Source organism: Bradyrhizobium sp. SZCCHNS3002, assembly GCF_032377435.1.
Taxonomy (GTDB): Bacteria; Pseudomonadota; Alphaproteobacteria; order Rhizobiales; family Xanthobacteraceae; genus Bradyrhizobium.
Genome location: NZ_JAUHHY010000013.1, coordinates 180,087 through 195,316 on the forward strand (window position 1 = coordinate 180,087; position 15,230 = coordinate 195,316).

Genomic DNA, 15,230 nt, shown 5'->3' on the forward strand with positions numbered 1-15,230 from the left:
ACGACGCAGCGGCTCGCCCCTCGGCCGGTTGAAGTCGCGTGCGATCCTCTTATTTCCGCCCCATCGCTGACGTGAATCCTTGCGCATGACCCGAATGCCCCATCGTCCGTTGCTCGCCGCCTGCGTCCTGGCCGGCCTGCTTGCCCCTCTCGCCGCCACCGAGGCCGCCGCGCAGTTCGGCACGGCGCCGCCGCTGCAGATCAACTGGGAGGTGCGCAACCGCTTCCGTCTCTTCCGGGAGGAGCGCGACTTCCTGCTGCATACCGAGAGCACGCGCGACCGCTCCATCCTCGCCGCCGAGCAGGCGTTGGCGGTGCAGAGCGACGGCCGCGGCTGGGCCCGCAACGTCGTCAACCGGCTCTGCATCGACCTCGCCGGTCGCATCAACGAGCCATGCACGCGCGACAACGTCAAGGAAAGCTATCTCACGCCGATCGACCACCCGGTCACCGTGCGCCTGACCGGCCCGGTTCCGGTCGGCGCCACCTGCGCGTGGTCGTTCGACGACGGCGACGGGCCGCAGACCTCGACATTCGACTGCGCCGAGCCGGTCAACCTGCGCGTCCGCTACGGCCGGCAGACCGTGGCATCCGTCGATGTCGCCAGCCCGGATGGGACGCTGCAGGTCTCGACCGGAATCCAGGTCCGCGACGTCCTGATCGCCGGCCTCGGCGACAGCATCGCCTCCGGCGAGGGCAATCCGGACCGCCCGATCGCGCTCGCCGACGAAGGCTTCTGCTTCCGCTCCTATCTCGGCGGTCCGACCGCGCAATATTATCGGCCGAGCCGCGCCGGCTTCAAAGGCGGCCGCGCCTGCGAGGCGCCGGACACGCTGCAGAACTGGCAGAAGCACAGCGCGGTCTGGCTCAACGCCGCCTGCCACCGCTCGCTCTACAGCTACCAGACACGGACGGCGCTGGCGCTCGCCGTGCGCTATCCGCATGTCGCGGTCACCTACCTGCCGCTTGCCTGCACCGGCGCTACCATCGCCGACGGCCTGTTCGGCAGTCAGCGCGCGCGCGAATGCACGCCGGGCCGCTCTGCGGCCACTTGCGCCGGCGGCGTCAACGGCCAGCTCGGCGAGCTGCGCGAGGCGCTGACCGCGGCCAAGCGCCGCCAGCCGGACCGCAAGCTCGATCTGATTCTGCTGTCGATCGGCGCCAACGACATCAACTTCTCCGGCCTCGTCGCCGACGTCATCGTCGATACGCCCACCGAGCGCACGCTGTTCAAGCGCTCCGGCGTGATCGGCTCGGTCGAGGAATCGCGCAGCGAGCTGGCGCGCGACCTGCCGCAGGGTTTTGCCAAGCTGCGCGAGGCGCTGAAGCCGCTGGTCGGCGACCTCTCGCACGTCATCTACACATCCTACGGCAACCCGGCGCTGAGCGGCCCGGGCACGCCCTGCCCGGGTGGTCCGGCCGGCTTCGAGGTCCACCCGTCGTTCAATGCCAATCCGCAGCGGCTCGCCAAGGTCGCGGGCTTCGTCGAGAACGAGTTCCTGCCGTCACTGCGCGGGCTGGCGCAATGCACCGCGGGAGTCCTGTGCCGCGACCCGCAGGCCGACCGCATGACCTTCGTCGATGCGCATCAGGCCGCGTTTGCCGATCACGGCTTCTGCGCCCGCTCGCCGCAGGATCCGCCGTTCGACCGCGAATGCTTTTCGGCCGACGGCGCCAGCTTCGATCCGAACATCGTCAGCGCCGCCAACGAGCCGCTGCTGTGCGGCCGCGGCGCCAGCGAGTATCGCCCCTATCTGCCGCGCGCGCGCTGGATCCGCGACGCCAACGACAGCTACTTCTCGGCGATGACCTATCCGCAAGGGCTGCCGGCGGCGATGCAGCCCTCCGACATCCACGATGCGAGCTGGGGCGTGCTGTCCGCGGTCTATGGCGGCGCCGTGCATCCGACGGCGGAGGGCCATGCCGCGATGGCCGACGCCGCCTTTCCGGCTGCGGCGCAAGTGCTCAACCTCGATGCGGCCGAGCCCAACGTCACCAGCCAGCCGCTGCCGCCCGCGGGCGTGGTGAGGCAGTAGTCGGCCATTCGGGCAGAGATCGCAGAGGAAGAACGGCCTGAAGCGCTCCGCTCCGCACAGCGTCTTTCGGGAGGCCCTCCGTGAGCGGGCGCTCAGGGACAATGGCCGTGTGGCAGCGAGATCTCTGAGCCTCATGGTGAGTTGGGAGCGGACGGAGAGCTGGGCCGCCCCCTCGACGTCCCAACGCTCAGCGCGCAAGTCGGCGGCGACCACCGCCAAGCGATCCTGATTGTCGTTGTGCCCAATATGGGTTGTTCACGCACATGGCCGCGAGACCCCAGCCTGCCCTTCGACACTGATCCCAGGATGTATAGGTGCATTCGAAAGAGGTGCTACCACCCCATTCCCACTTTTGTAGGCAGACAGGATAATTGGAATCATGGGTTTGAGCAGCGGCGATCGGGATCATGGAAATGGCCGCGCTCCCCGCGATTATCCAACGCAGCATCAGCATCGCTCCTTCGTCGAATTCCGACCGCTACGGCCAATGGCCTGCACGTCACCTGCTCGGATGATCATGAAGACCTTGTCCTTGACCACGCGTTTGATCTGGATCGAGTTCTTGGCCGACGCGGTGTCCGAGATCGCGTCCCTGGTCGGCCGGGAGCGACGGTCGTAGTTCGGAAGCCGTCTACTTGATCGCAGCCGGCTTCTTCATCATCGGCGGCGCCTGCTTGGTGGCGGGGCCTGTTGCCGTCGTCGCCTGCGAGGGCAGATACTTGGCGAGGATCGCAGGATCGATCTGCGCCATGTTGCTGTCCGGCAGGCGGGTCCAGGTCTCGTCCTTGCCGAACAGCGAGATGCCGAGATAGCCGTGCAGGATCAGCGACTGCCCATCCGGAGTGACCCGCATGTTGGCCTTCCAGATGTTGCCGTCGCGCGGGTTGAGCACGTTGCCGCCTTCGTATTTCAGCCCCTCGCGCTTCATGTCACGCACGAAGGAGATGCCGAGCACCGGCGCATTCTTGCGGTCATCGCTGCACTTCGAACAGACCTCGTTCGGATTGTCGCCGGGACGCGGAAACGTCTTGGCGATCACGCCCTCGAACACGCCGTCGTGGTCGATGAAGAGAAACCAGCCGACGGGCCTGCCATCCTCCACCTTCTGCCACAGACCGGCCGCGGTCGGCTCAGCCGCGAGCGCAGGCCGCGTCAGCAGAGCACCGGCAACAACGAGCGCGCCGATCGCGAGCTTCGTCACACCAGGCACCAGCCGAAGTCGGGGAAACGCATTGCGCATCATCATCTCACCTTGACCAAGTCACAAAATGAATGGCCGCACAGTACGGCCGTTTCGTGCATCGTTCCAGCCCATAACAGGTCTGGCGCGCCGGTGAAACCGGCACGCGCAGGAAACATTTCTTCACATTTGAGTTGGTCCGGCGGTGCCGGGTTCCACTGTGCGAACGAATTAGTTGACGCCGAGCTTCTTCTGCAAGCTCGACGACGACGTCGTGTACTGGAACACCAGCCGCTTCTCCGGATACACGTAGCGGTGCGCCTTCTGCGCCATCAGCGCGCCCTCGTGGAAGCCGCACAGGATCAGCTTGATCTTGCCGGGATAGGTATTGATGTCGCCGATCGCGAAGATGCCGGGCACCGAGGTCTCGAACGCCGACGTCTCGACCGGAATGAGATTGTGCTCGAGCGCGAGGCCCCACTCGGCGACCGGGCCGAGCTTCATCGTCAGGCCGAAGAACGGCAGCATCATCTCGCACGGCACGGTCTCGACCGCATTGTCGTTGCCCTTGATGGTGGCCGCGGAAAGCTGACCGTTCGCACCTTCGAGCGCGGTCACCTGACCGATGCGCAGATCCATCTTGCCGCTCGCGACCAGCGCGCGCATCTGCTCGACGCTGTGCGGCGCGGCACGGAAGTCGTCGCGGCGATGGACGAGCGTGATGCGCTTGGCAAGGGGATGCAGATTGAGCGTCCAGTCGAGCGCGGAATCGCCGCCGCCGACGATGACGACATGCTTGTCGCGGAACTGCTCCATCTTGCGCACGGCATAAAATACCGAGGTGCCTTCGTAGGCCTCGATGCCCGGCACCGGCGGACGCTTGGGCTGGAACGAGCCGCCGCCGGCGGCGATCACCACGACCTTGCACTCGAACACCTTGCCGGCATCGGTGGTGACGCGAAAACCGGGATCGCCGATCTTCTCGACCTTCTCGACCATCTCGCCGAGATGGAAGGTCGGACTGAACGGCTTGATCTGCTCCATCAATTGATCGGTGAGGCCCTGCCCCGTCACCATCGGCACGCCGGGAATGTCGTAGATCGGCTTCTCCGGATACAGCTCGGCGCATTGGCCGCCGACCTTATCGAGGATGTCGATCAGATGCGCCTTGATGTCGAGCAGCCCCAGTTCAAAAACGGCAAACAGTCCGCAAGGGCCCGCGCCAATGATCAGCACATCGGTCTTGATCGCTTCGCTCATGTCGCTCTTCTCGTTGGAGGCGCCGCTCGACGGAGGGCGGCAGATGGCGGTTCCGAATTTGTAGCCAACGGGCTGGTCGCAGGGAAGGCACAAAAGCCGCCCTCCGCTCGCGCGGCTTGCAGCGGCGGGCTTAGCGAGGTTTGAAGGGGGCATGAATGATGGAGATCAATCGGTGACAGAGACGGCCCGCCGCGACCACGCGCCACGCCTGGAGGACTTTCCCTACCGCCTCACGGACAATGTCCGCTTCGGCGATCTCGACCCCAACCAGCACGTCAACAACGCGGTCTACGCGACCTATTTCGAGACCGGCCGGGTGACCTTGATGAAGGACCCGCGCCACGGCCTTGGACAGGAGGGGCTGGCCTGGATCATGGTGCGGCTCGACATGCATTTCCGCGCCGAGCTGCGCTGGCCGGGGACGATCGAGCTGGGACTGGGGGTCGTGAGGCTGGGGCGCACGTCGGTGACATCAGAGCAGGTCGTATTCTCGGACGGCCGCTGCGTGGCCTCGGCCACCGCCGTGATGGTCCTGATCGACGAGGTGACACGCAAGCCGGCGCCGCTGACGCCGCAGCTCATCGCAGCGCTACAGCCCTGGGCTCGTCGCGGCGTGACGATCGCGCCGCCGGCATAGGCCTGACGGCGATCCGTGGGAGCGCAGCGATGCGTGCGCGAGGCGAACGCTCAGGCCTGACGCTCGGGGGTGGAGACGACGAGGCCATCGAGCTCGTCGGAGACCTTGATCTGGCAGGAAAGACGGGAATTCGGCCGGACGTCGTAGCCGAAATCGAGCATGTCCTCTTCCATCGGGGTCGGCGGGCCGACCTTCTCGCGCCAGGCTTCGTCGACATAGACATGGCAGGTCGCGCAGGCGCAGGCGCCGCCACATTCGGCCTCGATGCCGGGAATGGCATTGCGGATCGCCGCTTCCATCACGGTCGCGCCGTTCTCGATCTCAACGGTTCGGGATTCGCCGGTATGGTCGACAAAGGTGATCTTGGCCATGTGTGCTCGTGCTGCGCAGGAAATGAGGTCGGGCTGTCCTATAACGGACCGCTCCGCTCCGCGCTAGTGCTGCCGCCGGCCGCTCAGGCCGCGCCGAGCATCTCCGAAATCGCCGCGCGGGCCTGCGCGATCGCCGTGCCGAGCCAGGCCAGCGCATCGGCCGGATCGCCCGCCCGCAGCGCCGCTTCGAGCCCTTCCGCCGCGTCGGCAACGTCGAGCGCGCCGACGGCGCGGGCCGAGCCCTTCAGCGTGTGGGCGACGGTGGCGGCATCCTCGGGCATCACCTGCAACCGCTCCAGCAGGCGGACGGCCTGGCTGGAGAACATGGCGAGCACCTCGCGCTCGAGCGCGCTGTCGCCGAGCGTCATCCGGCGCAGCAGGTCCAGGCTGATCGGCCCGTCGTCGGGAACCAGCGGGGGCGAGGGCATCCATTCGATCCGTGAAAGGTCGGGAATCATGGCGGCAATCCGGTCCGGCGGGCGCGCCGCGCGCGCCTGTGGTAAGCCAAGCACGACAATGGTTAATGCATTGTTACCGGCCCAATTGCCGCGGGTTTGCCGCGATTTGGGCCCGGCTCTGCCCCAATCGCGGCAGAAACGGGAATTCGCAGAACTTCTAAAGTGTTAACGGCGGCTGCTGTTAACGATGATTAAGAATCTCTTAACCACGGCCATTTCTTTCAACAGGCACAGCCAATAGGATGATGCCCGGATGGAGTGGGTCACCTGGCGGAATTTGCCACCCCTGGTGCCTGCGAGGGATGACGTCCGGTTCGAGCGTTGCGAGAGGGCACTCGTACGCGGCTCGCCGGATCGAAATTAAGACGAGGGCTCGGACTCAACATGGCGAACACTCCGAAAAAGGTCAAAGACCCGACTGAAGTTGCGCTGTCCGCCATTCAGGAGGCTTTGAACATCAGCGATTCGTCCGCGCCCACGGACTCGCAGAGCTCGGTCCACGCTGACGGAGCCCCGCCGGTCATGCCGAACGGCGTGTCGAGCCTGGATTCGTTCGACTCCCGTCCGGGCATCGATCGCAGCAGCCTTGACGAGATTGAGCCGCCGCCGCTCGCCGCGCGCCGTCCGGCCAATGACGACCGCGAAACCATCGGCCAGTTGCTGCAGGCGATCCAGAAGGGCCGCCCGTCGCGCGGCGTCTACACGCTGGCAACCGCCTTTGCAGGCATCTGGATCGTCGGCTGCGTGCTGCTGACCATCGGTTTCCTGCCCGCCTTGCAGGCCTTGATCGGCCAGAGCGGCGGCGTGCTGGTGCTCGCCGGCCTCGCCGCGGTGTTCTTCGCACCCGTTCTGCTGTTCTATTTCCTCGCGAGCCTCGCCTGGCGCGGCCAGGAGCTGCGCATGATCGCGCAGTCGATGGCGCAGGTGGCGATCCGCTTCTCCGAGCCGGAGGGCGCCGTCAGCGATTCGATCGTGACCGTCGGCCAGGCCATCCGCCGCGAGGTCGCGGCGATGGGCGACGGCGTCGAGCGCGCGATCGCGCGCGCAGGCGAGCTCGAGATGCTGGTCGCCAACGAGGTCGCGGCCCTCGAGCGCGCCTACAGCGACAACGAGGTCCGCATCCGCGCCCTGCTGCAGGACATCGCCCACCAGCGCGACAATCTCGTCGGCCAGGCCGAGCAGGTCCGCAGCGCCATCTCGGGCGTCCAGATCGACCTTCGCCACGACATCGCGCTGATCTCGGACGCCATCGCCTCGCGGGTCGACGAGGTCGCCAAGAGCATCACCGGCGCGCTGGAAGAGCGCGGCGCCCACATCACGGCTGCGCTCGGCAACGCGGGCGACAACATGATCCTCGCGCTCGGCGAGCGCGGCGGCGATCTGCTCGATCGGCTCGAAGAGGCCAGCGCCGAGACCACGCGCGCCGTGCTCGACGCCTCGGAGCGGCTCACCACCAGCCTCAATTTCAAGACCGGCCACGTCCACGACGAGTTCGCCGACCTGTCGGACCGAGTCCACGAGATGCTCAACGAGCGCATCGACCGCATCACCGGCGAGTTCGAGCAGCGCACGGCGGCCATCGTCGACGGCATCTCGGTGCGCACCGAGCAGCTCCACGACCAGCTCAAGGCCTCCGGCGAGTCCCTCCTGCTGGAGCTCGAGCTGCGCAGCGGCGATCTCGTCACCAAGATCGACGAGGCGAGCCAGCGCATGTCCGGCCACATCGTCACGTCGGGCGAGAAGGCGAGCGAGTCGCTCGATGCGACCGTCAATTCGCTGGTCGCCAAGGTCGTCAGCCAGACCGAGAGCACCCACGACACGCTGTCGATCCAGATCAGTGCCTTCGACGAGCTGGTGAAGAACCAGGGCACCGAGCTCGCCGAGCGCTTCGCGCGCGACAGCTCGACCTTGGGCGCGCTGATCACCCGGCACATCACGGAGTTCGACCGCACGGTGAAGACCTATGGCGGCGAGATCGTCGAGCGCATGGGCCAGCGGACCCAGGAAATCTCCGACAATCTCAAGTCCTATGTCGACACGTTCGATACGCGGCTGTCGTCCAACAGCGGTGAGATTACGGCGACGCTGGACCAGCGGCTGAACCAGTTCGAGACCAATCTGCAGGCCCGCATCACCACCCTCGACACCTCGCTCGATGCGAAGATCAAGACCTTCGACGACAGCGTCGAGGGCCGCCTCAAGTCGCTCGAGGAGAACTTCGACAACCGCGCCACCTCGGTCACGGCGACGATCGAGGGCCGCCTCGGCACCCTGTCCAATTCGCTGACCGACGGCGCGGCGCAGGTGCTGCACGCGATCGACTCGCGGCTGACCGTTCTGACCACCTCGCTGACCGATGGCTCGGCGCAGGCGATCCAGTCGATCGATTCCCGCCTCAACATTCTGACCTCCTCGTTGACCGACGGCACCGACAAGGCGCTCGAAGCAATCGATCAGCGCATCCACAGCCTGTCGAACATCATCGACGGCCGCAGCTACGAGCTGACCGAAGCCGTCACCGCGCGCTTCCAGGACATCCATCAGGGCATCGAGACCCGCGTCGGCTCGATCGCCAAGGACATCGACCAGCGCGTCTCGCAGTTCGAAGACCTGCTCGGCTCGCGCGTCGAGGCCGTGGCCGGCCGCATCGAGAGCAGCGGCCGCCAGGCGAGCGACGAACTGATGACCCGCGCCGAGCTGCTGTCGGCCAGCATCAAGTCGCATGTGGAAGATGCGGAGCGGGCGCTGACCAACCTCGTGGTCAACACCAGCGAGACCATCCAGACCGGGGCCCGCTCGGCACAGCAGGCGCTGCTCAACGTCTCGACCGACGTCGGCTCGCAGCTGAAGAACACGTCCGCCGAGGTCGAGCGTGCCCTGTCGAACGCAGGCAGCGGCGCGGCCGAGGCCGTCCTGACCAGTGCGCGCGAGGCCCAGGCCACGCTGGTCGCGGCCTCCGGCGAGACCGCCGACCAGATCAAGTCGCTGTCGGCCGACGTCGAGCGCACGCTCACGGCGGCAGGCTCGACCACCGCAGCCTCGATCCTCGCCGGCGCGCGCGAGGCCCAGAACACGCTGGTGTCCGCCTCCTCCGATGCCGCCACCCACGTCAAGTCGCTCGCCGTCGACGTCGAGCAGGCGCTGACGGCCGCCGGCTCGGCCACGGCAGCCTCGATCCTCGCCGGTGCGCGCGAGGTCCAGAACACGCTGGTGTCCGCCTCCTCCAACGCAGCCGACCACGTGAAGTCGCTCGCAGCCGACGTGCAGCGCTCGCTGACCAGTGCCGGGACGGAAACCGCCGAAGCCATCACGGCGGGCGCTCGCGATGCCCAGCATGCCCTGCTCACGGCATCGAGCGAAGCGGCCGAACAGGTCAAGGCGCTGACCGTCGACGTCCAGCGCTCGCTGTCGATCGCGGGGACGACCACCGCGGAAACGATCACCGGCGGCGCCCGGGAAGCGCAGAACACGCTGATCAGCGCTTCGTCCGAAGCGGCCAATCACGTCAAGTCGCTGGCGGCCGACGTCGAGCGCACGCTCGCGGCGGTCGGGACCAGCACAGCCGCGGCGATCGTCGACAGCGCCCGCGACGTCCAGTCGAAGCTCGTCACCGCCTCGACGGAAGCAACCGAGCACGTCAAGTCGCTGGCCGTCGACGTCGAGCGGACGCTGTCGTCCGTCGGCGCCGATACCGCGACCTCGATCCTCAACAGCGCGCGCCAGGCGCAGATGTCGCTGACCGCCACGTCGGCCGACACCGCAGCCACCCTGGTCGGCAGCGCACGCGAAGCCCAGGCGGTGCTGACGACGACCACGACCGAGACGGTCGCGGTGATCGTCGGCGGCGCGCGCGAGGCGCAGAACCTGCTGACGGCCACCTCCACCGACACCGCGGGCCAGCTCAAGGCGATGTCGTCGGAGATCGAGCGCGTCATTAATTCCGTCGCGGCGAACACCACCGACGCGATCCAGAGCAGCGCGCTCAATGCGCAGAGCGCGCTCGTCGCCGCCTCCAACGAGGTCTCCACGCGGGTCAAGTCGACCTCGACCGAGATCGAGCGCTCGGTGCTCGCCGCCGGCAACTCGTTCGGCTCGGCCATGACCGGCAAGACCGACGAGATCGTCACCTATGTGCAGCAGCAGAGCGAGCGGCTGTCGCAGATGCTCGACGGCAAGCGCGGCACCCTGGTCGAGGCGCTCAACTCGAAGACCAACCAGCTCACGATCGAGATCGATCGCGTCACCACCGACGCGCTGAAGGCGATCGAGGTGCGCGGCCAGAACTTCGCCCAGAGCGTCAATGGCAACGGCTCCGAGGTCGCCCGCACCATCACCTCGGCGGGCGAGCTTGCGACCACCGCGATCACCAAGTCGCTCAAGGAGCTGGAGCAGGCCTCGCGCGCGGCGATCGAGCAGTCGCGCCAGGTCTCGGTGGCCGCGGTCACCGAGATGCAGGAGACGAGCAAGATCCTGCGCACCGACACGGTCGCCCTGTTCGAACGTCTGCGCGAGGGCAACATCCTGCTGCAGGAGGTCCTGACCGGCGCCCACGACAACCTCAATTCGCTGGAGCGGGCGCTGGTCACCCGCGTGGCCGACTTCGTCACCGCAATGAACGACGTCACCGCGCGCAACGGCACCGCGACGCAGACGCTCGAGGACCAGCTCAACGTGTTCAACTCCAAGACGTCGCGGGCGCTGGAGGATCTCAACTCGCTGTCCAGCCAGTTCGACGCGCATGGCAAGGCGCTGATCGAGGCGGCGGCGATCGTCGAGCAGAGCAACCGCGATGCGACCGTCTCGATCTCGGATCGCAAGACGACGCTGGAATCGCTGGTCACCACCATCGATCTGCGCACGGCCGATCTCGACCAGCGTCTGACCCGCTTCACCACCCTGCTCGACGAGTCCTTGGCGGCCGCCGAGGAGCGCGCCCGCGACATCGCCCGCGTCGTGGCGGAAACGGCGGGTGCCGGCTCCACCGCGCTCAGCCGCCAGTTCGAAGCCATCCGCACCAACGCCGAGGAGGAGCGCCGCCTCACCACGTCGCAGATGCAGGAGATCTACCAGCAGAGCACGCAGGAAGCCGATGCGATGTTCAAGCAGTCGGCCGAGAAGTTCGCCACGCTGGTGTCGAGCATGAAGCAGATGACCGCCGAGATGCATCGCGAGCTCGAGGCGACGCGCAACGAGCTGCGCCGCGGCGTGCTGGAGATGCCGCAGGAGGCCGCCGAGAGCACGGCGCAGATGCGCAAGGTCATCGTCGACCAGATCGAGGCGCTGGCCGAGCTCAACCGGATCGTCGCCCATCATGGCCGCGGCCTCGACGTGGTCAGCGCGTCGCGCCCCGCCGCGGTCGCCGCGCCCGCCGCCGTGATCCGTCAGGAAGAGCCGATCGTCGCCGCAGCCGTCGGCGGCCGGCCCGACATGCGCCTGCGCGAGCCGGCTGCGACCAGCGTCGCCAACCTGCCGCCGCCGGATCTCGGCATGCAGCCGCCGGCCCCGCCGCCGCAGCCACGCCGGGTCGAAGCGCCGCCGATGGGTCCGGTCGCCGATCAGCGCAGCGACAACTGGCTGTCCGACCTGCTCAACCGGGCCGACAACAGCACCGCCGGCCAGCCGCAGCCTCCGCGTGGCCGCGGTCCGGCGCAGCAGTCGGGCAATCCACTGGAGTCGCTGTCGCTCGACATCGCCCGGCTGATGGACCGCAATCTCGCGGCCGAGATGTGGGACCGCTACCAGCGCGGCGAGACCAAGGCGTTCTCCAAGCGTCTCTACACCCCGGCCGGCCAGAAGGCATTCGACGAGGTCGCCCGCAAGTACCGCGCCGACCGCACCTTCAAGCAGACGGTGGACCGCTACATCACCGAGTTCGAGCGACTGCTCGACGAGGTCGCCCGCGACGACCGCAATCCGCAGGCGCTGCGTGCCCAGCTCACCTCGGAGACCGGGCTGGTCTACACCCTGCTCGCCCACGCCGCCGGAAGGCTGGCGTGACGAAGGGGGCGAATGGCGAGTAGCCGACCAACGATCGAAAAACAAACGGAGGCCGCGAGGCCTCCGTTTTGCTTTTGCAGGTCCAGCAACGCTTTTTCCGGCTTCGCTCGTTCCCGCCCCGCTTCCGCTCAACCGGACAGGAAGGCCTGGCGCTGGGGTGGCGCATCCTGCAGTCGAGGTCGCCCAGGACTCGGACGTCACGGTCCGTCAGACGAGACGACGACGCACCGACCAAGGAGCCACCAGCGGCGCGCGGCAGGAGAGCTCACGCACCCTATTCGCTATTCCCCGTTCGCTATTCGCCAAGGCCTCACCGCCGTCCGCTGGCGGAGGGCGCGGGCGCCGGCTGCGAGGCCTGGGCGTTGCTCGGGCTGGAGTTGCTGGCGCCGAACAGGACCCGGGTCGGATTGCGGTCGAAATTGTTCACGGCGCGGCTGATGTCGGACAGCGTACGCCGTCCATCGGCCATCAGCGCGCCGGAGCGCTTGTCCAGATCCTCGGCGAGCTCGCGGATCGACTTTACCGTCAGGAACAGCTCGCCGCCATCCTTGCCGCCGGCCAGCGTGTTGAGACCGAGCATCAGGGTATCGGCCTTGCCCATGATGCCGTCGACCCGGCTCATGACGCCATCGATGCGCTCGGAATTACGGGCCAGCGACTGGGTGAACACCTCGAGATTCTTGATTGAGTTCTTTACGGCGTCCTGGTTGTCGGCGACGACCTTGTTGATGTTCTGCAAGGTAGCGCGGATCGCTTCGGTCACGTCCTGCAGCCGGGTCGGATCGGCACGCAGCACCGGCACGCCATCCTCGTCGAGCGGCGGCGGCGGCGCAGCCTCCTCGCCGCCCTTCAGCGAGATCGCGGCGACGCCGGTCAGGCCCTGGAACTCGAGCCCGACCAGGGTGTCCTTGCGGATCGGCGCGTTGTTCTCGACCATCGCCAGCGCCACGACGCGGCGCGGATTGTCGAGCTTGACCGAAATGACCTCGCCGACCCGGATACCATTGAAGTTGACGCTGCCGCCGTTGCGCAGACCCGCGGCCGGCCCCTCGAACACGACCCGCAGCGGGCTGCGCTGCTTGGTCGTGTGCAGGCTCTGAAACCAGAGGACAAACCCGATCGCCGCGGCAATCACTGCCAGCGTGAACGACCCGATCAGGACGTAATTCGCCCGCGTTTCCATTACCAACTCCGGTACCGGCACGTCACGGCGGTCACCCAGCCCCCGCTTCCGCGCACTGTCGGTTGGCGCCGGACAGCGGCACCCACCCCATCAACTTTGTCGCGGCAGTCCCCACTCCCGCTCACAAAAATCGTCCCTGGGGCGCGTCGCGCTACCCCATCACGGCTCGGGCACGCTTGCCGTGGAAATACTGTCGGAGCCACGGATGTTCCGAGGCCTGCATGTCGGCCATCGATCCCGCGGCGATAATCTTGCCGTCGCCCAGCACGGCGATGCGGTCGCACGCCGTATACAGGCTGTCGAGATCATGGGTTACCATGAAAACCGTCAGTCCCAAAGTGCGCTGCAGGGTCCGGACGAGCTCGTCGAAATCGCCGGCGCCGATCGGGTCGAGTCCCGAGGTCGGCTCATCGAGGAACACCAGTTCCGGATCGAGCGCGAGCGCGCGTGCCAGCGCGACCCGCTTGATCATGCCCCCCGACAGCTCGCTCGGGAAACGATCAGCAACATCGGGCCGCAATCCGACCATCACGAGCTTTGCGATCATGATCTCGTCGAGCAGACGCTGCGAGACCTTGAGATACTCCCGGACCGGGAACTGGATGTTCTGCCGCACCGTGAGCGAGGAGAACAACGCGCCCTGTTGGAACAGCACGCCCCAGCGCCGCTCGACGGCGCGGCGGCCGGCACGATCGGCGGCGTCGAGATCGACGCCGAACACCTCGATGTTGCCCGACAGCTTCGGCACCAGACCGATGATGGTGCGCGTCAGCACCGACTTGCCCGCGCCAGAGGGACCGACGAAGCCCAGGATCTCGCCGCGCTTGACGTCGAGGTCGAGCCCGTCGAGCACGCGCGTCTTGCCGAACTGCACGGTGACGTCACGCACGCGGATGATGGGATCGGAGACCTGCTGCACCATCTCAGCTCACATCCCGACCGCGGCGAAGAAGATCGCGAACACGCCGTCCATCACGATGACGAAGAAGATGCCCTTCACCACCGACGAAGTGGTGTGGCGCCCCAGCGACTCGGCGCTGCCCTGCACGGCCAGTCCTTCGACGCAGGCGACGATCCCGATCACGGCAGCCATCACCGGCGCCTTGAGCAGGCCGACCTTGAAATGATCGATCGAGATCGCATCGCGCAGGCGCAGCAGGAAGGCCTCGGGATCGACGCCGCCATAAAACCAGGCCACCAGCCCGCCGCCATAGAGCGCGGCGATGTCGCCGAGGAAGGCCAGGATCGGCAGCGCGATCACCAGCGCCAGCATGCGCGGCAGGATCAGGACCTCGATCGGATCGAAGCCCATGGTGCGCAGCGCGTCGATTTCCTCGCGCATCTTCATCGAGCCGAGCTCGGCCGTGTAGGCGCTGCCCGACCGGCCGGCGATCATGATCGCCACAAGCAGCACGCCGATCTCGCGCAGCACCAGCACGCCTAGCATGTCGACGACGAAGATGTCGGCGCCGAACCTTCGGAAATGGAAGATGCCCTGCTGAGCGATGATGCAGCCGATCAGGAAGGTGATCAGCACGATGATCGGCACCGCGCGCCAGCACACCTGCTCGAGATGATGAATGGTCGAGGTCAGTCGGAAGCTGCGGGGATGAATGAGGACCCGGCCGCTGGCGACGATCACGGCGCCGAGCATGTCGATGAGTGCGGCGACCGTGCCGAAGATGCCGGCGACACTGAGGCCGATCTGGCCGAGCATGCCGGTGATGGTCACCATCGTCGCGTCGCCATTGGGCGCGGTGCTGACGCGGCGAACCTCGTCGACCAGGCTGGCGTAGTTCGCAGAGAGCCCATCGATCCGGACCTCGACGGTTCCGGTCGTGAAGCTGCGGCGCAGCCGCTCGATCAGCCAGGCGCCGAACGTGTCGAGCTTGGACACCTGGGAGACGTCGATGGAGACATCGATCTTCTTGCCGGCGAGCTTTTCGGCATCGGCGACGAGCCGTTCGAGCGACGGCGCAAAGGGCGCAGTCCAGGCGCCGGTCGCGCGCAGCGACAGCGCATTGCCATCCCCGCTGCGCTGCAGATCAGGGCCGCCCTTCACGACGGCCATCCTCGGAGCCTTGGACGTCCGCTCCTTGACGAGAAAAA

At 67.0% G+C, this 15,230-nt stretch carries 11 protein-coding genes; 3 read left to right on the forward strand and 8 right to left on the reverse strand.

The annotated features are described in order from the left end of the window. Window positions 1-85: 85 nt before the first annotated feature. Window positions 86-2,035: a hypothetical protein gene (locus QW845_RS25825; protein WP_315804326.1), complete on the forward strand. Its 1,950-nt coding sequence runs from the start codon at window positions 86-88 to the stop codon at window positions 2,033-2,035. Window positions 2,036-2,222: 187 nt separating this feature from the next. On the opposite strand, the gene QW845_RS25830 is transcribed toward QW845_RS25825, so the two are convergent. The 3 genes from QW845_RS25830 to QW845_RS25840 form a co-directional block, all read right to left on the reverse strand. Continuing rightward, on the reverse strand, window positions 2,223-2,489 hold the full coding sequence (locus QW845_RS25830) for a DUF3551 domain-containing protein (protein ID WP_315804327.1): 267 nt from the start codon (window positions 2,487-2,489) through the stop codon (window positions 2,223-2,225). Window positions 2,490-2,666: 177 nt separating this feature from the next. Further along, window positions 2,667-3,275 (reverse strand): DUF2147 domain-containing protein, encoded by a 609-nt coding sequence (locus QW845_RS25835; protein ID WP_315804353.1) that lies wholly within the window; start codon window positions 3,273-3,275, stop codon window positions 2,667-2,669. Window positions 3,276-3,446: 171 nt separating this feature from the next. Then, window positions 3,447-4,475, reverse strand: a complete 1,029-nt coding sequence (locus QW845_RS25840; RefSeq protein ID WP_315804328.1) for an NAD(P)/FAD-dependent oxidoreductase — start codon at window positions 4,473-4,475, stop codon at window positions 3,447-3,449. A gap of 172 nt (window positions 4,476-4,647) precedes the next feature. Here QW845_RS25840 and QW845_RS25845 point away from each other — a divergent pair, with 172 nt between their 5' ends. Further along, the gene (locus QW845_RS25845; protein ID WP_315804329.1) at window positions 4,648-5,112 is read left to right on the forward strand and encodes a thioesterase family protein; all 465 of its coding nucleotides are present in this window, start codon (window positions 4,648-4,650) and stop codon (window positions 5,110-5,112) included. A gap of 50 nt (window positions 5,113-5,162) precedes the next feature. Here QW845_RS25845 and QW845_RS25850 read toward each other — a convergent pair whose 3' ends face one another. After that, window positions 5,163-5,483, reverse strand: coding sequence for a 2Fe-2S iron-sulfur cluster-binding protein (locus tag QW845_RS25850; RefSeq protein WP_315707114.1), 321 nt, complete (start codon window positions 5,481-5,483; stop codon window positions 5,163-5,165). An 83-nt stretch (window positions 5,484-5,566) separates the two neighbouring features. After that, on the reverse strand, window positions 5,567-5,911 hold the full coding sequence (locus tag QW845_RS25855; protein WP_315804330.1) for an Hpt domain-containing protein: 345 nt from the start codon (window positions 5,909-5,911) through the stop codon (window positions 5,567-5,569). Window positions 5,912-6,325: 414 nt separating this feature from the next. Here QW845_RS25855 and QW845_RS25860 point away from each other — a divergent pair, with 414 nt between their 5' ends. Next, window positions 6,326-11,938, forward strand: coding sequence for a methyl-accepting chemotaxis protein (locus QW845_RS25860; protein WP_315804331.1), 5,613 nt, complete (start codon window positions 6,326-6,328; stop codon window positions 11,936-11,938). 310 nt (window positions 11,939-12,248) lie between these two features. On the opposite strand, the gene QW845_RS25865 is transcribed toward QW845_RS25860, so the two are convergent. From QW845_RS25865 to QW845_RS25875, 3 genes are all read right to left on the reverse strand, one after another. Further along, window positions 12,249-13,121 (reverse strand): MlaD family protein, encoded by an 873-nt coding sequence (locus tag QW845_RS25865; protein ID WP_315804332.1) that lies wholly within the window; start codon window positions 13,119-13,121, stop codon window positions 12,249-12,251. A gap of 151 nt (window positions 13,122-13,272) precedes the next feature. Then, on the reverse strand, window positions 13,273-14,043 hold the full coding sequence (locus QW845_RS25870; RefSeq protein ID WP_315804333.1) for an ABC transporter ATP-binding protein: 771 nt from the start codon (window positions 14,041-14,043) through the stop codon (window positions 13,273-13,275). Window positions 14,044-14,049: 6 nt separating this feature from the next. After that, the gene (locus QW845_RS25875; protein ID WP_315804354.1) at window positions 14,050-15,183 is read right to left on the reverse strand and encodes an ABC transporter permease; all 1,134 of its coding nucleotides are present in this window, start codon (window positions 15,181-15,183) and stop codon (window positions 14,050-14,052) included. Window positions 15,184-15,230: the final 47 nt, after the last annotated feature.